This is a genomic window from Nocardioides sp. Z43_10 (assembly GCF_059766615.1).
Window position 1 is genome coordinate 304,517 of sequence record NZ_JCBAJY010000003.1, and the last position, 18,121, is coordinate 322,637.

General features: G+C 73.0%; 17 protein-coding genes. 11 read left to right on the forward strand and 6 right to left on the reverse strand.

Features of this window, described 5'->3' with window-relative positions; translation table 11 throughout:
• The first annotated feature begins 3 nt into the window (after positions 1 to 3).
• A complete protein-coding gene (rocD, locus tag AC6EI4_RS07665) occupies positions 4 to 1,251 on the forward strand; it encodes an ornithine--oxo-acid transaminase (RefSeq protein ID WP_498451095.1) in 1,248 nt (415 codons plus the stop codon).
• Between the two features lie 222 nt (positions 1,252 to 1,473).
• Here rocD and AC6EI4_RS07670 read toward each other — a convergent pair whose 3' ends face one another.
• On the reverse strand, positions 1,474 to 2,076 hold the full coding sequence (locus tag AC6EI4_RS07670) for a TetR/AcrR family transcriptional regulator (protein WP_498451096.1): 603 nt from the start codon (positions 2,074 to 2,076) through the stop codon (positions 1,474 to 1,476).
• Positions 2,077 to 2,118: 42 nt separating this feature from the next.
• Between AC6EI4_RS07670 and AC6EI4_RS07675 the strand changes: the two genes are divergently transcribed.
• The 3 genes from AC6EI4_RS07675 to AC6EI4_RS07685 are packed head-to-tail and all read left to right on the forward strand — an operon-like array spanning position 2,119 to position 4,989.
• A complete protein-coding gene (locus tag AC6EI4_RS07675; RefSeq protein ID WP_498451097.1) occupies positions 2,119 to 3,618 on the forward strand; it encodes a flavin-containing monooxygenase in 1,500 nt (499 codons plus the stop codon).
• Positions 3,615 to 4,451: an SDR family NAD(P)-dependent oxidoreductase gene (locus AC6EI4_RS07680; RefSeq protein WP_498421123.1), complete on the forward strand. Its 837-nt coding sequence runs from the start codon at positions 3,615 to 3,617 to the stop codon at positions 4,449 to 4,451. Before AC6EI4_RS07675 ends, AC6EI4_RS07680 begins: the two co-directional genes overlap by 4 nt.
• 28 nt (positions 4,452 to 4,479) lie before the next feature.
• Positions 4,480 to 4,989, forward strand: coding sequence for a DUF402 domain-containing protein (locus AC6EI4_RS07685; protein ID WP_498451098.1), 510 nt, complete (start codon positions 4,480 to 4,482; stop codon positions 4,987 to 4,989).
• A 24-nt stretch (positions 4,990 to 5,013) separates the two neighbouring features.
• Here the strand turns inward: AC6EI4_RS07685 and AC6EI4_RS07690 are convergent, their stop codons facing one another.
• Complete coding sequence (locus AC6EI4_RS07690) at positions 5,014 to 6,339, reverse strand: threonine/serine exporter family protein (RefSeq protein WP_498421120.1); 1,326 nt, start codon at positions 6,337 to 6,339, stop codon at positions 5,014 to 5,016.
• A 70-nt stretch (positions 6,340 to 6,409) separates the two neighbouring features.
• Here AC6EI4_RS07690 and AC6EI4_RS07695 point away from each other — a divergent pair, with 70 nt between their 5' ends.
• The 4 genes from AC6EI4_RS07695 (at position 6,410) to AC6EI4_RS07710 (ending at position 10,204) form a co-directional block, all read left to right on the forward strand.
• Entirely contained in the window at positions 6,410 to 7,537 is a 1,128-nt protein-coding gene (locus AC6EI4_RS07695; RefSeq protein ID WP_498451099.1) for a glutamate--cysteine ligase, read from the forward strand.
• A 77-nt stretch (positions 7,538 to 7,614) separates the two neighbouring features.
• Complete coding sequence (locus AC6EI4_RS07700; protein ID WP_498451100.1) at positions 7,615 to 8,151, forward strand: PadR family transcriptional regulator; 537 nt, start codon at positions 7,615 to 7,617, stop codon at positions 8,149 to 8,151.
• 26 nt (positions 8,152 to 8,177) lie between these two features.
• Positions 8,178 to 8,840, forward strand: a complete 663-nt coding sequence (locus AC6EI4_RS07705; RefSeq protein WP_498451101.1) for an ABC transporter ATP-binding protein — start codon at positions 8,178 to 8,180, stop codon at positions 8,838 to 8,840.
• Positions 8,837 to 10,204 (forward strand): FtsX-like permease family protein, encoded by a 1,368-nt coding sequence (locus AC6EI4_RS07710; RefSeq protein ID WP_498451102.1) that lies wholly within the window; start codon positions 8,837 to 8,839, stop codon positions 10,202 to 10,204. Before AC6EI4_RS07705 ends, AC6EI4_RS07710 begins: the two co-directional genes overlap by 4 nt.
• Positions 10,205 to 10,232: 28 nt before the next feature.
• On the opposite strand, the gene AC6EI4_RS07715 is transcribed toward AC6EI4_RS07710, so the two are convergent.
• The 3 genes from AC6EI4_RS07715 to AC6EI4_RS07725 are packed head-to-tail and all read right to left on the reverse strand — an operon-like array spanning position 10,233 to position 12,783.
• On the reverse strand, positions 10,233 to 11,297 hold the full coding sequence (locus AC6EI4_RS07715; protein ID WP_498451103.1) for a DNA polymerase IV: 1,065 nt from the start codon (positions 11,295 to 11,297) through the stop codon (positions 10,233 to 10,235).
• Positions 11,298 to 11,303: 6 nt separating this feature from the next.
• On the reverse strand, positions 11,304 to 12,404 hold the full coding sequence (locus AC6EI4_RS07720) for an FUSC family protein (RefSeq protein ID WP_498421112.1): 1,101 nt from the start codon (positions 12,402 to 12,404) through the stop codon (positions 11,304 to 11,306).
• Between the two features lie 52 nt (positions 12,405 to 12,456).
• A complete protein-coding gene (locus AC6EI4_RS07725; RefSeq protein WP_498421111.1) occupies positions 12,457 to 12,783 on the reverse strand; it encodes a hypothetical protein in 327 nt (108 codons plus the stop codon).
• A gap of 226 nt (positions 12,784 to 13,009) precedes the next feature.
• Between AC6EI4_RS07725 and AC6EI4_RS07730 the strand changes: the two genes are divergently transcribed.
• The gene (locus AC6EI4_RS07730) at positions 13,010 to 14,407 is read left to right on the forward strand and encodes a WS/DGAT/MGAT family O-acyltransferase (protein WP_498451104.1); all 1,398 of its coding nucleotides are present in this window, start codon (positions 13,010 to 13,012) and stop codon (positions 14,405 to 14,407) included.
• A gap of 5 nt (positions 14,408 to 14,412) precedes the next feature.
• On the opposite strand, the gene AC6EI4_RS07735 is transcribed toward AC6EI4_RS07730, so the two are convergent.
• A complete protein-coding gene (locus AC6EI4_RS07735) occupies positions 14,413 to 15,609 on the reverse strand; it encodes a site-specific DNA-methyltransferase (RefSeq protein WP_498421108.1) in 1,197 nt (398 codons plus the stop codon).
• Positions 15,610 to 15,745: 136 nt separating this feature from the next.
• On the opposite strand from AC6EI4_RS07735, the gene AC6EI4_RS07740 reads away from it, so the two are divergent.
• Positions 15,746 to 17,032, forward strand: coding sequence for an O-acetylhomoserine aminocarboxypropyltransferase/cysteine synthase family protein (locus tag AC6EI4_RS07740; RefSeq protein ID WP_498421106.1), 1,287 nt, complete (start codon positions 15,746 to 15,748; stop codon positions 17,030 to 17,032).
• A 1-nt stretch (position 17,033) separates the two neighbouring features.
• The gene (gene metX, locus AC6EI4_RS07745) at positions 17,034 to 18,107 is read left to right on the forward strand and encodes a homoserine O-acetyltransferase MetX (protein ID WP_498451105.1); all 1,074 of its coding nucleotides are present in this window, start codon (positions 17,034 to 17,036) and stop codon (positions 18,105 to 18,107) included.
• Positions 18,108 to 18,121 lie beyond the last annotated feature (14 nt).

The following is an 18,121-nucleotide window of genomic DNA, read 5'->3' on the forward strand; positions in this document are numbered from 1 at the left end:
ACCATGACGGCATCCGTCGACACCGTTCCCATGCACGAGGCTGCCACGCCGCGGGGGCCCGCCCTCGTCGAGGAGGCCGAGGCGCGCACGGCGCACAACTACCACCCCCTCCCGGTGGTGGTGGCCAGCGCCGAGGGTGCCTGGATGACCGATGTCGACGGCAACCGCTTCCTGGACCTGCTGGCCGGCTACTCGGCGCTGAACTTCGGCCACGGGCATCCGGACCTGCTGCGCGCCGCGCACGAGCAGCTCGACCGGCTCACCCTGACCAGCCGCGCCTTCGTCCACGACCAGTTCGGCGCCTTCTGCGCCGAGCTCGGCGACCTCGCCGGCAAGGAGCTGGTGCTGCCGATGAACACCGGCGCCGAGGCCGTGGAGACCGCCATCAAGGTCGCCCGCAAGTGGGGCTACGACGTCAAGGGCGTGACCCCCGACCGCGCCGAGATCATCGTCGCCTCGGGCAACTTCCACGGCCGGACCACGACCATCGTCGGCTTCTCCGACGACCCCGAGGCACGCGGCGGCTTCGGCCCCTTCGCACCGGGCTTCCGGATGGTGCCCTTCGGCGACCTCGCCGCGCTCGAGGCCGCGATCACCCCGAAGACGGTCGCGGTGCTGATCGAGCCCATCCAGGGCGAGGGCGGCGTGGTCATCCCGCCCGACGGCTACCTGCGCGGTGTGCGCGAGGCCTGCACGCGCGCCGGGATCCTCTTCGCCGCCGACGAGATCCAGGCCGGCCTGGGCCGCACCGGGCGCACGTTCGCCTGCGACCACGAGGACGTCGTCCCCGACATGTACATCCTGGGCAAGGCACTGGGCGGCGGCATCGTCCCGGTCTCGGCCGTGGTGGCCGACCGGGACGTGCTCGGCGTGCTGCACCCCGGCCAGCACGGCAGCACGTTCGGGGGCAACGCCCTGGCCTGCGCGGTCGGCCGGGCCGTGGTCGGCCTGCTGGCAGGCGGCGAGTACCAGGAGCGCGCGAGCGAGCTCGGCAAGGTGCTGCACGACCGGCTCGAGGCGATGCGCGGCCACGGCGTCGTCGGCGTGCGCACCCGCGGCCTGTGGGCCGGGGTCGACATCGACCCGTCGGTCGGCACCGGGCGGGCGGTGTGCGAGGCGCTGATGGCGCGCGGCGTCCTGGCCAAGGACACCCACGGCTCGACGATCCGGCTCGCGCCGCCGCTGATGATCGACGAGGCCGACCTGCACTGGGGCCTGGACCAGCTCGAGGCCGTGGTCAGCGCTGGCTAGGCGAAAATTCGGTATATCGCCCCCGGTCGGGGTCCGGAACCGTCCGCTCTGCGGCACCGTGGAGGCGGTCGGACACCTGGCCCACCGAGGCCCCTCGCGTCTCCCGCTCGTGTGGGACCACCTCGGAGCTCCCGGAGTCCATCCGAGCCCGCCCGCCCCGTCCACGTCCCCGTGCGCCGACGGTGCGGGCGGTGCCGTCTCCCCAGCTTCCCTCGGCCCGGGTCAGTGCAGCACCTCCACCAGCGCCGGCAGCGACCCGGCCAGGGCGCCGAGCAGCTCCTCGCGGCTGACTCCGCGCCGGTCCACGGCCCAGGTGAGCACCAGCTCCTCGGTCATCGCCGACCAGCCCCGGACCATCAGCCGGGCGGCGGGCGTGTCGGGGACAATCACGCCCTCGGCGTCCTCGGCGAAGATCCGGTCGGTCAGCGCCGAGCGCGCCTCCTCGTAGATCTCGCGCAGCGCCTGGTCGCCGCTGGCCGCGCCCTTCACCAGCGACAGGTAGCCCTGGTAGTTGGCCTCGACGTAGTCGACGTACCCGGCGATCGAGGTGAGCAGGCGCTCCAGCGGGTCCCCGGTCGCGGGCGGCGCGGTGGTGGCGATCAGGTCGTCGGCCGCGCGTCGTACGACGGCCCGGTGGAAGTCGTGCTTGTTGCCGAAGTAGTGGTAGAGCAGCCCGCGCGAGATGCCGGCCTCCTCGGCGAGGACGTCGATGGAGATCTCGTCGAGCGAGCGGGTGGCCAGCAGCCGCACGCCGAGGTCGAGCAGCTGGGCGCGTCGGTCTTCCTTGGACAGGCGGGTGCGTGTGGGCGCGGTCACGGGACCCATCCTATTGACGGATTTTCAATAACGCCACTAGCGTGACGCCCCATGACCGACCTCCAGCACGTCGACCACCTCGTCATCGGCGCCGGCTTCGGCGGCCTCGGCACGGCGATCAAGCTCGCCGAGCAGGGCGAGGACGACTTCGTCGTCATCGAGAAGGGCAGCGATGTCGGCGGCACCTGGCGCGCCAACACCTATCCCGGCGCCGCGTGCGACGTGCCGAGCCAGCTCTACTCGTTCTCGTTCGCGCCCAACCCCGACTGGTCGATGTCGTTCTCGCCGCAGCCGGAGATCCAGGCCTACATCCGCCGGGTGGCGGGCGAGTCGGGGGTGCTGGACCGCTTCCGGTTCGACACCACCGTGCAGGCCGTGACCTACGACGAGACGACCCAGCGCTGGCAGGTCAGCACCAGCGACGGCGCGTGGAGCGCGCGCCACGTGATCAGCGCGGCCGGCGGCCTCTCCGAGCCCAAGCTGCCCGACATCGACGGCATCGAGTCCTTCGCCGGGGAGGTCTTCCACTCCGCGGACTGGAACCACGACGTGGACCTGACGGGCAAGCGGGTCGCGGTCATCGGCACCGGCGCCTCGGCGATCCAGATCGTGCCCGAGGTGCAGAAGGTGGCCGGCCACCTCGACGTCTACCAGCGCACCGCACCGTGGGTGATCCCGCGCAACGACCGGCGCTACACCCGCGCCGAGCGGCTGCTGTTCCAGCACGTCCCGGCGCTCCAGAAGCTCTACCGCACGGCGATCTACTGGGGACGCGAGCTCTACGTGCCCGCCTTCACGATCGACCCCCGGATCGCGCTGCCGGCCAAGAAGCTGGCGCTGGCCAACATCGCCCGCGGCGTCACCGACCCCGAGCTGCGCCGCAAGGTCACCCCCGACTACGCGATCGGCTGCAAGCGCATCCTGATCTCCAACGCCTGGTACCCCGCCCTCGATGCGGACAACACCGAGCTGGTCACCGACGGGATCGAGCGGATCACCCCGACCTCGATCATCGGGCGCGACGGGACCGAGCGCGAGATCGACGTCCTGATCGTGGCCACCGGCTTCCACACCACCGACCTGCCGATCTCGGAGGTGATCACCGGCCGGGACGGGCGCACCCTGGCCCAGGTGTGGGCCGAGGAGGGGATGGCGGCCTACAAGGGCACCACCGTGCACGGCTTCCCCAACCTGTTCCTGGTGGTCGGGCCCAACACCGGCCTGGGCCACTCCAGCATGGTCTTCGTGATCGAATCGCAGATCGCCTACATCTGCGACGCGATCCGGACCATGCGACTCAACCGCTACGACACCGTCGAGCCGCTGGCCCGGGCGCAGCGCAGCTGGAACGACGACCTGCAGCGCCGGATGAAGCGCACCGTGTGGAGCGCCGGCGGCTGTGCCAGCTGGTACCTCGACGACCACGGACGCAACGTCACCCTGTGGCCCAAGTCCACCTTCACCTTCCGCCGCCAGCTGCGCCGCTTCGACGTCGCGGCGTACGGCGTGCAGGCCCCCGTCCGCACCGACCGAGAGGCCTACCTGGCATGAAGACACTCGATGGCAAGGTCGTCGTGATCACCGGCGCCGGCTCCGGGATCGGCCGCGCGCTCGCGCTCGAGACCGCCCGCCGCGGCGCGCTGCTCGCGCTCTCCGACGTCGACGAGGCCGGGTTGGCCCGCACCGTCGAGCTGCTCGAGGCCGAGCGCGCCCCGGCCGTGCACAGCGCCCGGCTCGACGTCTCCGACCGCGACGCGTTCGCGGCCTACGCCCGCGCGGTGGTGGCGCACTACGGCCGGGTCAACGTCGTGGTGAACAACGCCGGGGTCGCCCTGGCCGGGGACGTCACCGACCTGGACTACGCCGACATGGCCTGGATCCTGGACATCAACTTCTGGGGCGTGGTGCACGGGACCAAGGAGTTCCTCCCCCACCTGATCGCCTCCGGCGACGGCCACGTCGTGAACCTCTCCTCGCTCTTCGGCCTGGTCTCGATGCCCGGGCAGAGCGCCTACAACGCCACCAAGTACGCCGTGCGCGGGTTCACCGAGTCGCTGCGCCAGGAGATGCTGATCGCCGGGCACCGGGTGGCGGTGACGGCCGTCCACCCCGGCGGGATCAAGACCGCGATCGCCCGCAGCGCGCGGGTCAGCGCGGCCGAGGACCAGAGCGCCACCGCCCGGTTCTTCGACGAGAAGCTGGCCCGGATGACCCCCGAGCGGGCCGCCGAGATCATCGTCGCGGGGATCCTCGCCGACAAGGCCAGAGTGCTCGTGGGCGCCGACGCCCATGCGCTGCACCAGCTGGGCCGGGTGCTGGGCTCGCGCTACCAGGACGTCGTGGCCCGGGTCGGCAAACGGGTGCTTCCCGCCAAGGTGGTGTGAGCCGGCCCGGGAGCGGGCACACCTGGGCATGCATCCAGGGACTCCGGTCGACGTCGTGATGACCAAGTGGCGCGACGCGCCGCACTGGGCCTACCAGGCGGTCTTCCTCGGCGCCGACGAGTTCGGCGACTGGGTGGGGGTCCGCGCGGGCACCCCGATGTCGCGTCCCGGGGCGGAGTACGTCGCCCCGGTCGACCAGGTGGTCTGGCTGCCCGAGGAGCAGTGGGCGGTCTCGACGTTCCACGGCCCCGGCGGGGTGGTCGACGTCTACGTCGACATCACCACGCCGCCGTTCTGGGACGGGCCCACCGTCGGCGCCGTCGACCTCGACCTCGACGTGGTGCGCGGCATCACCGGGCGGGTGTGGGTCGACGACGAGGACGAGTTCGCCCAGCACCGCACCTCGCTGGGGTACTCCGACGACCTGATCGCGGCCGCCTCGCGCAGCTGCGACCAGGTCCGCGCGGCGCTGACCCGGCGGGCCGCGCCGTACGACGGCAGCGCCGAGATCTGGCTGGACCGGCTCGCCGCGCTGTAGCGACCGCCGTCCCCCGGGGGCCGCTCAGCTCGCGCGCTTGCGGACGGTGCGCACCCGCAGCGGCCCCACCAGGCGAGGACCCGCGAGCCGGCTCTCCAGGCGCCGCGCCTCCCGCTTGAGCGGCTGGGCGACGTACTCGCCGAGGATCACCCCGGAGGCCAGCGAGATCGCCACCGAGGCGGCGGTGATCAGGGCCAGCAGCCCCGCCGAGGTCTGGAAGCCGCCCTCGGTGAGCAGCGACAGGCCGCGGTAGATCGACAGGCCGGGCAGCATCGGCACGACGGCGGAGACGACCACCACCAGCGGCGGGACCAGGACGCGACCCGAGACGGCGTAGGCGACCAGGCCGATGAAGAACGCCGCGGTGGCGGTGCCCCAGGCCCGGCCGAGCCCCTGCATCGCCAGCCCCTGCGCGATCAGCGCCGCGAGCCCGGCGATCACCGCGATCGGGATCAGCGAGCGACGCGGCGCGTAGGAGGCGAAGGCGAACGCCGAGGCGCACAGCGCGCTGCCGAAGGCGACCATCCCGATCGTCTGCCAGGTGAGCACCGGGCTCTCGATCCGTCCGACCTGGACGCCGGCGAGCCCGGCCAGGGTGAGCCCGCCGCTGACCCCCGCGATGATGCCCGCGGTGGAGAGCAGCGCCTCGGTGATGCGGGCGCCGGCGGTGACGTAGAACCCGGTCAGCGCGTCCTGCAGCGCGCCCATGAAGCCGATGCCGGCGAGCAGCATGATGATGTTCGCGGTCACCACCAGGGAGGGGTCCACGTCCAGGGGCGTGGCCGCCGCCAGGGCGGCCAGCACGGTGGCCACGAAACCGCCGGCGATCTGCTGGTAGAAGAACGGCAGCCGGTGCCGGGCCAGCTGCTGCTGCAGCCGGTCGATGACCGCGGCGGCGAGGAAGGCGCTCACCACCACCAGCAGGTTCCCGCCGAGCATGATCGCGACGCCGGCGCACATCAGGCCCCAGCCCAGCGTGACCGCCCACCGCGGGGTGCCGTGGCCGGAGCTGAAGATCCGGGCCAGCCGCGCGCGGCCCTCGATCAGGTCGACCTTGTCGGTGAGCACGTCGCGCACCAGGTGGTCGACCAGGGTGAGGTCCTCGTAGTCGATGTCGCGCTGCTTGACCTGGCGGATCAGCACCAGCGGCGGGTCCTCCGGGTTCGGCTGGTAGGACATCGACAGGGAGGTGAACGTCACATCCAGATCGGGGTGACGCACGCCCAGATGCCGGGCCAGGGACTGCATGGTGGCGGTCACATCGGCGGCTCCGGCGCCCGAGGACAGCAGCAGCTCGCCCACCCGCAGGCAGAAATCGAGCGTCAGGTTCAGTACGCGCGCCTCAGGCATGAACGCATGGTGGCAGGCGCTGGCGGGGGCACTCAAAACGACTCCTTCCCCCATGTGCTTGGCTTGCCTCGTGCGGATCGACTTCCACGGCTCCCCCCGGCCGACCCTCGGGGTGGAGTGGGAGCTGGCCCTGGTCGACAAGCAGACCCGCGACCTGAGCAACACCGCCTCGGAGCTGCTCGACGCGGCGCGCCCGCGCCACGAGAACCCCGAGCGGCTCCACAAGGAGCTGCTGCGCAACACCATCGAGCTGGTCACCGGGATCTGCGACACCGTCGGCGATGCGATGGCCGACCTGCGCCAGTCCCTCGCGGCGGTGCTGCCCGCCGCCGACGACCTCGGCGTCGACCTGTTCGGCGCCGGCACCCACCCCTTCGGCACCTGGTCGGGCCAGCAGCTCACCCCGGGTCACCGCTACGAGGAGCTGATCAACCGCACCCAGTGGTGGGGGCGACAGATGCTGATCTGGGGCGTGCACGTGCACGTCGGCCTGCCCGAGCGCGACCGGGTGATGCCGGTGCTCTCGTCGCTGCTCAACTACTACCCGCACCTGCAGGCGCTCTCGGCCTCCTCGCCGGTGTGGTCGGGCACCGACACCGGCTACGCCTCGAACCGGGCGCTGATGTTCCAGCAGCTGCCGACCGCCGGGCTGCCCTTCCAGTTCCAGCGCTGGTCGGAGTTCGAGGCGTTCGCCCACGACCAGCTGACCACCGGGGTGATCGAGGACCTCTCGGAGATCCGCTGGGACATGCGCCCGGCGCCGCACCTGGGCACGCTCGAGAACCGGGTCTGCGACGGCATCTCCGACATCGGGGAGCTCGCCGCCCTGACCGCGCTGATGCACTGCCTGGTCGTCGACCTCGACACCCGGCTGGCCGCCGGCGAGACGCTGCCGGTGATGCCGCCGTGGCACGTGCAGGAGAACAAGTGGCGCGCCGCACGCTACGGGCTGGACGCGATCATCATCCTCGACGCCGACTCCCATGAGCGGCTGATCACCGAGGACCTCGACGACCTGCTCGAGCGGCTCACCCCGGTGGCGCGGCGCCTGGGCTGCGCCGACGAGCTGCGCGCGGTCGCCGAGATCCCGCGCCGCGGCGCGTCGTACCAGCGTCAGCGGGCGGTGGCCGCCGCGCACGACGGCGACCTGAAGGCGGTCGTCGACTCGGTGGTGGCCGAGCTGCGCGCCAGCCTCTGAGGCGGCGGTCCAGACCGGCCGGCCCTCGCGTCCGCAACTATTCACTCAGTGTATTCACTGCGCGTATAGTCGCCGACGTGAGTGTGTCCCACGTGCTTCTCAGCCTCCTGGTCTCCGGACCGGCGCACGGCTATGACCTCAAGCGCGAGCACGATTCCCGCTTCCCGGCGGCGAAGGAGCTGGCGTTCGGCCAGGTCTACGCCTCCCTGCAGCGGCTCGAGCGCGACGGCTGGGTCGAGGTGCTCGAGACGGCGCAGGACGGCGGGCCGACCCGGACGGTCTATGCGCTGACCGAGGCGGGGCGCGCCGAGCTGCACGCGTGGCTGGCGACCAGCGAGCCGGCCGGCCCGTACGCCGCCGACGAGCTGGTGCGCAAGACCGTCACCGCGCTGAGGCTGGGGGCGGACGCGGGCGCCTTCCTGCGGCGCCAGCGCGCGGTCCACCTGACCCGGATGCGCGAGCTGCTGGCGCTGCAGCGCGCGACCACCGACCCGGCCGGACGGATCGCCGTCGACCACACGGTGTTCCACCTGGACGCGGACCTGAGGTGGCTGGAGACGGCCGCCGAGCGGGTCACCGAGCAGACCACCCAGAGCCAGCAGAACAGACAGTGACCGACCGAGGACACGGGGGCCCAGACGTGAGCGAGATCCTGATCGAGGCACGCGGCGTGCGCAAGGCGTACGGCCGCACCGAGGCGCTGCGGGGCGTCAGCCTGGAGGTGGGGGCCGGCGAGTCGGTCGCGATCACCGGCCCCTCGGGCAGCGGGAAGTCGACGCTGCTGTTGTCGCTGGCGGGCATCCTGCGCCCGGAGTCCGGGGAGGTGCGCTTCGCCGGGGCCAGGTTGGACGACCTCCCCGAGGCGCAGCGCACGCGGCTGCGGCGGCGCCAGTTCGGGGTGGTGCTGCAGTTCGGGCAGCTGGTCCCCGAGCTGACCGCGGTGCAGAACGTCACGCTCCCGCTGCTCCTCGAACGACACGAGCGCGGACCGGCCGAGCGGGTGGGGCTGGGCTGGCTCGAGCGGCTCGGCGCGCTCGGCCTGGCCGACGCGCTTCCCGGCGAGCTATCCGGCGGCGAGTGCCAGCGGGTGGCCGTGGCCCGGGCTCTGGTGACCGGCCCCCAGGTCCTCTTCGCCGACGAGCCGACCGGCGCGCTGGACACGGTGGCAGGTGAGCAGCTCCTGGAGACCATGCTCGGCGCCGCCCGCGACACCGGCGCGAGCGTGATCATGGTGACCCACGAGAACCGGGTGGCCGCACGTGCCGACCGCGAGGTCCGGTTGCGCGACGGGCTGGTCCAGTGACCCGCCTGGCACTGCGGCTCGCCCTGGCCGGCGGCCGGGGTCGCGCGCTGCTGCTGGCAGCGTGCACGGCCGCGGTCTCCGGCCTGCTGCTCGTGGTCGTCACCGTGCTCTCGCTGCCCGGAGAGCCCCAGGAGCATCTCTACGACGTGGTGGCCGACCCCGGCACCCGCGGCGGCTACGCGCTCAGCACCCTGCTGCTCGGCCTGGCGCCGCTGCTCCTGCTCCACCAGGCCGTCCGCCTGGGCACCTCCGCCCGCGAGCGCCGCCTCGCGGCGCTGCGGCTGGCCGGGGCCACGCCGGGCGAGGTCCGGCGCATCGGCGCGGTCGAGGTCGGCGTGCCGGCCCTGATCGGCGCGCTCGGCGGCATCGGCGTCTACTGGCTGCTGCGCCTGGTCCTGGGCGGCAACCTGGCCTACACCCGCTCCGTGGACGGCGGAGCCTGGCAGGAGACACTCTCGCTGCGGATCGTGCCGACCTCCGTGGTACCGACGTGGTGGCAGCTGCTCGTCGTCGTCGCGGCCGTGACGCTGCTGGGGGTGGGAACCGGCGCCCTGGCCGGGCGCCGCGTCGTCGTCAGCCCCCTCGGCCTCATCCGGCGATCGGCTCGGCCCAGGCCGCGGCCCTGGGGCCTGCTTCTGGTGGCGGCGGGGCTGGCGTGCGGGCTCGGGTACACCTTCGGCTACACCACGCTGTCCGCCGAGGCCGCCGCGGTCCTCCCGCTGCTGGCGGTGCTCCTGCTCGTGCTGGGCCTGGTCAGCCTCGCTCCCTGGACGGCGTACGCGGTCGGCCGGGCGGTCGCCGAGCGAGCCCGCAGCGCCCACGTCCTGCTGGCCGCGCGCCGCCTGGTCGCCGACCCGCGGCCCGCCGGCCGGGCCGCCGCGGCGCTGGGCGGGGTCGGCCTGGTGGCCGGCGGCGGGACCGCCTTCGTCTCCGAGGTCGCCACCATGGCGGACGACGACGCCGGCTACTACCTCGTCGGCGCGGTCCTGGCCGCCCTCGCACTGCTGCTCGCCCTGGCCACCGTGGTGGGCTCGCTGGCGGTCCACTCCGTCGAGTCGCTGCTGGACCGCAAACGGGCCGTCGCCGCGTTGTCGGCCCTGGGCGCGCCGCACGACCTGATCGTGCGGGCCCAGCGGTGGGAGGCCGGGCTCGTCGCCGTGCCGGTGACCCTGGCCGGCGCCCTGCTCGGCATCGCGGTCGTCGGCGCCTCCCCCGACACCGCCAGCCTCGGCTGGGCCCTGTGCAGCGCGGTCACGCTCGTCGTCCTCCCCGCGCTCGTGTGGGTCGCCGTCCACGCCGCGGTGCGCCTGGTCCGGCCCTGGACCCTCAGCGCGACCGCGGCAGGGAACCTGCGGACCGAGTGAGCGCTGCGCCGGCGAGCCGCACCGGTCTTCAGCGCGGGTCCACCATCTCCAGGCGCACCCCGAGCAGCCGGACCGGGCGGTCGCGCTCGACCCGGTCCAGCAGCGAGAGCGCCGCGGCGGCGAGCGCGTCGGGGTCGTTGCTGGGCGCGGGCAGGGTCAGGCTGCGGGTCACGGTGAAGAAGGGCCGGTAGCGCACCTTGATGCCGACCCGCACCGCCGGACGCCCTTCCCGGTCGACGTCCTCGACGACCCGGCGGGCCAGCGCCGCGACCTCGCGCTCGACCTCGCCCCAGTCCTCGAGGTCGCGCTGGAAGGTCTGCTCGCGCCCGTGCGCCTTCGCCACGTACGGCGTGGCGTCAACCGGGCTGGAGTCCACACCGCGACCCAGCCGCCGGTACCACGGCCCCATCGTGGGGCCGAGCCGCTCGGCCAGCTCGGCGGGGTCGGCGCCGGCCAGCTCGGCGACCGTGGTGATCCCGATCGCCGCCAGCCGGGCGGCGGTCTTGCGCCCGATCCCCCACAGCGCCTCGGGGCCGCGCTCCCCCATCACCGCGAACCAGTTCTCCTCGGTCAGGCGCCACGTCCCGCGCGGCTTGCCGAAGTCGGTGGCGATCTTGGCGCGCAGCTTGTTGTCGCCGATCCCGACCGAGCAGTGCAGCCGGGTCGCGGCGAGCACCGCCTCGCGCACCCGCCGCGCGAACTCCTCCGGCTCGCCGAGCGGGCCGTGGCCCGGCCCGGCGGCCAGGAACGCCTCGTCCCAGCCGAGCACCTGCACCACCACCGGCACCCCGCCCCACTCCAGGTCACGCAGCGTGGCCATCACCTTGGCGGAGGCCGCCTCGTAGGCGTCCTTGTCCACCGGCAGGAAGACCGCGTCGGGGCACTTGCGCGCGGCCACCCGCAGCGGCATCCCCGACCCCACGCCGAACTCTCGGGCCGGGTACGACGCGGTGGCCACGACGCCGCGCTCAGTGGGGTCGCCGTTGCCTCCGACGACCACGGGCAGGCCCTCGAGCTCGGGGTGGCGCAGCACCTCGACGGCGGCGATGAACTGGTCGAGGTCGACGTGCAGGACCCACTCCACGGCGCTCACGACCCCTCACCGGCGCGGGGGCGGAAGGGCGTCGGTGGACTCCAGCTGGCTCATCCCGGTCAGCAGCAGCAGGTCGGCGATCACCGAGCGGATCTGAGCCAGGACCACCTCGATGACCAGCTCGTCGGTGCGCTCCACCTGCCCGGTCCCGGCGGCGACCTTGAGCAGGGCGTCCTGCGCCCCCACCGGCGTCCGGTTGGCGTCCAGCTCGGCGGCCACCTCCTGCGCCGCGTCGGCGAGCTCGTCGCACAGCTTGGCGTAGGAGCGCGGCACCGGTTGGCGCCGGTAGGCGACGACCGCCGTGCGGCGCACCAGCACCCGGGTGCTGCGCAGGGCCCGGTCGAGCGGCTCGACCATGTCGGCCATCCGGCGCAGGTCGCCCTTGTGGCGGACCCGGAAGGGCGAGGAGGCCACCACCGAGAGCCCCTCGTCGGCGGCAGCCTGCAGCTCGCGGATCAGGTAGTCGGTGGAGCGGGCGTCGGTGAGCAGCTCGAGCGCGGGCTCGACCTCGCCGTCGACCATCACCTCGCCGGCGGCGCGCAGCAGCCGGGCGATCTTGCGCACCACCACGGCCGCCTCCTCCCGCGGGCGCCGCAGCGGGGCCGCCGGGACGACGGTGGCCGCGACCAGCGCGACGGCGCCGCCGATCAGCGCGTCGGTCCACCGGATCAGCCCGGCCCCGGGGTCGGGCACCAAGGTGGTGACCACGATCGACTGGATGGCCGCCTGGTTCACGAACAGCTGCCCCCCGTCGAGCAGGAAGGCCGCCGACATCGCCAGCGCCACGATCAGCGTCAGCTGCCACCAGCCGGCCCCCACCTGCGCCACCAGGACGTCACCGGCGAACACACCCACCGCTACCCCGATCGCCACCTCGACCACCCGGCGAAGCCGCTGGCCGTAGGACGTGCCGAGGCTGAGCACGGCCGCCACCGGGGCGAAGAAGGGGATCGGGTGGTCGAGCAGGTCCGCCGCGATGAACCAGGCGACACCCGCCGCGATCGCGCACTGGGCGATCGCCCACGACTTGGCGCGCAGCCGTTTCAGGCGTGCCCGCAGCGAGGTGCGGCCCCGGCTCCAGGCCCGGTCGAGCGGGTTCGGCTCCATGCCTCAGATCCTGCCAGAGCGATCCCCCACCACGACCGGGCCTCCGAGCGGCTCAGCCGCGCGAGAGCTGCGCCCAGGTCAGCGCCGTCTTCATCCGGCCCAGCTCGCGGTACCAGACCCGCACCGCGGTGCGGCAGCGCACGCGCTGGACCCGGGTGTCGTACTCCCCGCACTCGGCCCTGGCCTCGGAGTCGGTGGGCGGGAAGACCTCCGTGCCGTCGTAGTGGCGGATCTCGAACCCGTTCGCCTTGTCCCCGGTGATCTCCACGATCGTGTCGCCGGGCGGCGTCCAGCCGGGACCGGAATCGGCCAGCGCCGCCCCGGTCCCGGCCAGCGCCAGCACCACGAGCGCCGTACTCGTCGCAATGAGTCTCTTCATCTGCTCAGCTCCTGCCCTCAGCACGCCGGCCGATCCGGCGCACCGCCACGCTAGGGAGCCGGCGGCCCCGGTGGCCGGACCGTGCGGTGGCCTGTGGAGGACGAGGACGCCGGGGCGCCCTGTGGATGCTCAGCGGCTCGTCATGGGTCTTGCAGCCCGATTTTCGCCCTTGTGAACAGCGTCACCTCACGTCAGTATCAGAGCTCGCTCACCTGGGGGGAACACCGTGGCCACACCGCTCGACCCGACGTCGCTGGGATTCCTGTTCGCGGAGAACCGCGCCATGCCGATGCACGTAGGCGGCCTGCAGCTCTTCACCACCCCCGAGGGCGCCGGGCCCGACTACGTCTCGGGCGTCTACGAGCAGATGCGCGACGTCGCCGAGATCAGCCCGCTGTTCAGCAAGCGACCGCACCGCTCCCTGCGCACGGGCGGGCAGTGGGTGTGGGCCCCCGACGAGCTGTTCGACATCGACTACCACGTGCGGCACGCGGCGCTGCCCGTCCCGGGCCGGATCCGTGAGCTGCTCGAGCTGTGCTCGCGGGTGCACGGCATGCGGCTGGCACCGGAGCGCCCGCTGTGGGAGGCCTACCTGATCGAGGGACTGGCCGACGGCCGCTTCGCGATGTACACGAAGATGCACCACGCCCTGGTCGACGGGGTCTCGGCAACCCGCCTGCTGCAGAGCGTGCTGAGCACCGACCCCGACCGCCGCGACATGCCGCCGCCCTGGGGCGCACCTCCGCCCAGCCGGCAGCCGGCCGTGCGCCCGGCCGCGGCCACCCTGGCCGAGGTCCCGCTCAACGCACTGCGCTCGGGCCTCGCGATCAGCGCGGAGGCGGCCGGCCTGCCCGCCGCCCTGCTGCGCACCCTCAACCGCGGGATCCGCAACGAGACGTCCGCGCTCTCCCTCTACGCCCCCCGCACGATCCTCAACCAGACGATCACCGGCTCGCGACGCTTCGCCGCCCAGGACTGGCCGGTCGAGCGGATGAAGGCGATCGGCGCCGCCACCGGCACCACGATCAACGACGTGGTCCTCGCCATGTGCAGCGGCGCCCTGCGCGGCTACCTCAAGGAGCAGGGCGAGCTGCCCGACACCCCGCTGGTGGCGATGGTGCCGGTGGGCCTGAACGCCAAGCAGGCCCAGAGCGCCTCCGCCGAGGGCGGCAACGCGGTCGGCGCGGTGATGGTCGGGCTGGCCACCGACCTGAGCGACCCGGCGGATCGGCTGCACGCGATCCACCGCTCGATGGCCACCGGCAAGCAGGCGCTGTCCTCGATGACGCCGCTGCAGATCCTGGCGATGAGCGCGCTGGGAGTGGCGCCCTCGATCCTCACCCCGATGCTGGGCATGCAGGGGCTGACCCGCCCGCCGTTCAACCTGATCATCAGCAACGTGCCGGGCCCCCGTGATACCCACTACCTCAACGGAGCCAGGCTGGACGGCGTCTACCCGCTGTCGATCCCGATCCACGGCATCGCCCTGAACATCACCTGCACCTCCTACGCCGGGAAGATGGGCTTCGGACTGACCGGCTGCCGGCGCACCGTGCCCCGGCTGCAGCGGCTGCTCGCCCACCTCGACGACGAGCTCGCCGCGCTGGAGAAGGCGGTCGTCTAGCCGGCTCAGTCGGCCGGCGGGTGCGCCTCGAGCCCGCCGCCGACCCGCTCGGCCACGGCCTGCAGCCGGGCCCGGGTGATCTGCGAGACGGTGGCGAACCCGGCCGCGCGGGCGTTGGAGCCCTCCCGGGTGGGCTCGGCGATGTTGATGCTGGTGCAGTGCCGGGTGCCGCCGTCCTCGGCGTTGAGCAGGGCCACCGCGTGCCCCGTCGTGCCGCTGCCGGCGAAGAAGTCCAGCACCCGGGCGTCGCTCGGCATGGTCGCGACCACCCGGCGCAGCAGCCCGGTGGGCTTCGGGGTCTCGAAGACGTGCCCGACGATGTCCTTGAGCTCGGCCACCGCGGAGTCGGTGGAGCCGATCTCGTCGGGCAGCCAGATCGTCGGCAGCTTCTTGCGCCGGTCCGGGTGCAGCCAGTCCTTCTGGAAGACGTCGACGCGCTGGCCCAGGCGGCCCTTGACCACCCGGCACAGCAGGTCGTCGGGGCGCTCGTCGACCAGCGGGCGCGACCAGCGCCACACGGCGGGCGTGCCGTCGCCGAAGACCGGCCTGATCTCGGCGGCGTCCTCGAACGGCGCGGTGGCCACCCGGCCGCTGACCGGGTCCCCCCACAGCGGGTAGTGCAGGGTCCGCGCCGTCACCGGGTTGAAGCGCTTGTTGGTGTTGCGCAGCGGGAGCCGGCGGTAGCGCCGCCCGTCGGGGTCGACGAGCGGGAAGTCGGCGGCCACCACCGTCTCCGCCGAGGTGGCGTCGAGCGCGCAGAGCCGGATGTCGCGGGCGTAGACCAGCAGGTACTCGTGGCTGGTCGCGAAGAACGGCCCGAGCTGGCGCCCCTTGGGGTTCAGGCTCACCACCACCTGGGCGATGAGGCTCTCCTCGCCGAACACCTCGTCCATCAGCAGCCGCAGGTGGGCCACCTCGTTGTCGTCGATGCTGAGGAAGATCGCCCCGGACGGCTTGAGCACCTCGCGGGCCAGCTCGAGGCGGGGTCGCATCATCGAGGTCCACGCCGCGTGCCGGGTCGTACGGCGGGTGCCGTCGGCGCGGTCCCCGCGGAAGTCGTCGCGGTAGGCGAAGTCGTTGCCGGTGTTGTAGGGCGGGTCGATGTAGACCAGGTCGAAGGCCGACTCCGGGCGGGTCCGCGCCTGCGCCACCAGGGTGGGCAGCACCTCGAGGCTGTCGCCCTCGATGAAGGTGTTCCACACCGTTGGTCCCACGCCGCGCCGCACGGTGGGCACCCTAGCCCGCCCGCGGCGAGTACCACTTCGTGAGACCCCGATCTCGGCGCCGGGATTTCGGAGCACGCTGCACGGGCAGCCCGACAGAACGAAGGAGTCGCTTGTGACCCACCGCCCGGAGACCATCGCGGTGCACGCCGGCCAGGAGGAGGCGGACCCCGCCACCAACGCCCGCGCCGTGCCGATCTACCAGACCACGTCCTACGTCTTCAACGACACCGAGCACGCCGCCAACCTGTTCTCGCTGGCCGAGCCCGGCAACATCTACACCCGCATCATGAACCCCACCCAGTCGGTCTTCGAGGAGCGGATGACCCAGCTCGAGGGCGGGGTGGGCGCGCTGGCCACCGCCTCGGGCTCCGCGGCGACGACGTACGCCGTGCTCAACCTGACCTACACCGGCGACAACATCGTGGCGCTCTCCACGCTCTACGGCGGCACCTACGCGCTGTTCGCGCACACGCTGCCGCAGTTCGGCATCGAGGTCCGCTTCGTCGACCCCGAGAAGCCCGAGGAGCTGGCCGCCGCGGTCGACGAGCGGACCAAGCTGGTCTTCGCCGAGACCGTCGGCAACCCGCGCATCAACGTCGTCGACATCCGCGCCTGGGCCGACGCCGCACACGCCCAGGGCCTGCCGCTGATCGTCGACAACACCGCCCCCACGCCGTACCTGTGCCGGGTCTTCGACCTCGGCGCGGACGTCGCGGTGCACGCCGCCACGAAGTACATCGGCGGGCACGGCACCTCCATCGGCGGCATCATCGTCGACTCCGGCAACTTCGACTGGGCCGCGCACTCCGAGCGCTTCCCGGGGCTGACCTCGCCCGACGACGCCTACCACGGCGTGGTGTGGACCGAGGCCGTCGGCAACCTCGCCTACATCGTCCGCGCCCGCACCGTGCTGCTGCGCAACACCGGGGCGGCGACCACCCCGATGAACGCCTGGCTGTTCCTGCAGGGCCTGGAGACGCTGCACCTGCGCATGGAGCGGCACAGCGAGAACGCGCTGAGCGTTGCGAAGTACCTCCAGGGCCACGACGCGGTGTCCTGGGTCAGCTACCCCGGGCTCGAGGACAGCGCCTACAAGGAGGTCGCGGACCGCACCTTCACCGGGCGCGGGTACGGCGGCCTGGTCAGCTTCGGCCTGAAGTCCGGGCGCGAGGGCGGCAAGACCTTCATCGAGGCGCTCGGGCTCTTCAGCCACCTGGCCAACATCGGCGACGCCAAGTCGCTGGCGATCCACAACGCCACCACCACCCACTCCCAGCTCACCCCCGACGAGCTGGTGGCGGCCGGCGTGCCCGAGGACATGGTGCGGCTCTCGATCGGCATCGAGCACGTCGAGGACATCATCGCCGACCTCGAGCAGGCGCTGGCCAAGAGCAGCTGAGGTGCCGCTTCGCCCTGCCGGCCAGCGGGTCCTCCTGTTCACCGAGGAGGACCCGCTGGTGCTCGCCGACGGCTCGTGTCTGAGCGAGGTCGAGGTGGCCTTCGAGACCTACGGGACGCTCGCCGCCGACGGCTCGAACGCCGTCTTCGTCTGCCACGCCCTGACCGGGGACGCGCACGCCGCCGACTGGTGGTCCACGATGGTCGGCCCCGGCCTGCCCGTGGACACCGAGCGCTTCTTCGTGATCTCGCCCAACCTGCTCGGCGGCTGCCGCGGGACGACCGGTCCCCGCTCGATCGACCCGAGCACCGGACGGCGCTACGGACTCGACTTCCCGCAGCTCACGATGCGCGACCTGGTCGCCGTGCACCGGCGGCTGGCCGCCCACCTCGGCGTACGGCGCCTGCACGCGGCGATCGGCGGCTCGCTGGGCGGGATGCAGGTGCTGCAGTGGGCGATCGACGCCCCCAACGAGCTCGAGCGCGCCGTCGTCGTCGCCGCGAGCGGCCGGCTGACCGCGATGAACATCGGGTTCTCCGCGGTCGCCCGGGCCGCGATCACCGGCGACCCCGGCTTCGCGCAGGGTGACTACGACGACGGCGCCGGGCCGAGCCAGGGGATGGCGATCGCCCGGATGATGGCCCACCTGACCTACATGTCCGAGCGGGGCCTGGAGGAGCGCTTCGGGCGCCGCCCGCAGCGCGAGGCGCTCGGCGGCGGGTTCGGGGTGGACTTCGCCATCGAGTCCTACCTCGAGCACCAGGGCTCGGTCTTCCTGGAGCGCTTCGACGCGCTGTCCTACCTGTACTTCACCCGGGTGATGGACTACTTCGACCCGTTCGCCGAGCCGGGGACGGCGCAGCGGGTGGCCGGCGGCGGGACCCGGTTCCTGGTGATCTCCTTCGACTCCGACTGGCGCTTCGGCACCGAGCACTCGGTCCGCCTCGCCGACGCGCTGCGCGCCGGGGGCGTCCCGGTCCGCCGCCACGAGATCAGCGCGCCCTGGGGACACGACTCGTTCCTGATGACCGCGCCCGGCTACCAGGAGCTGGTGACGGGGTTCCTGCGCAGCTGAGCCCCACCGGTCAG

What these genes read in the sequence shown, in the direction of transcription:
- AC6EI4_RS07690 (WP_498421120.1), bottom strand. Translation starts at nt 6,339, where the DNA reads ATGCCTGAGGCGCGCGTACTGAACCTGACGCTCGATTTCTGCCTGCGG.
- AC6EI4_RS07675 (WP_498451097.1), top strand. Translation starts at nt 2,119, where the DNA reads ATGACCGACCTCCAGCACGTCGACCACCTCGTCATCGGCGCCGGCTTC.
- AC6EI4_RS07670 (WP_498451096.1), bottom strand. Translation starts at nt 2,076, where the DNA reads ATGGGTCCCGTGACCGCGCCCACACGCACCCGCCTGTCCAAGGAAGAC.
- AC6EI4_RS07685 (WP_498451098.1), top strand. Translation starts at nt 4,480, where the DNA reads ATGCATCCAGGGACTCCGGTCGACGTCGTGATGACCAAGTGGCGCGAC.
- AC6EI4_RS07725 (WP_498421111.1), bottom strand. Translation starts at nt 12,783, where the DNA reads ATGAAGAGACTCATTGCGACGAGTACGGCGCTCGTGGTGCTGGCGCTG.
- AC6EI4_RS07680 (WP_498421123.1), top strand. Translation starts at nt 3,615, where the DNA reads ATGAAGACACTCGATGGCAAGGTCGTCGTGATCACCGGCGCCGGCTCC.
- rocD (WP_498451095.1), top strand. Translation starts at nt 4, where the DNA reads ATGACGGCATCCGTCGACACCGTTCCCATGCACGAGGCTGCCACGCCG.
- AC6EI4_RS07720 (WP_498421112.1), bottom strand. Translation starts at nt 12,404, where the DNA reads ATGGAGCCGAACCCGCTCGACCGGGCCTGGAGCCGGGGCCGCACCTCG.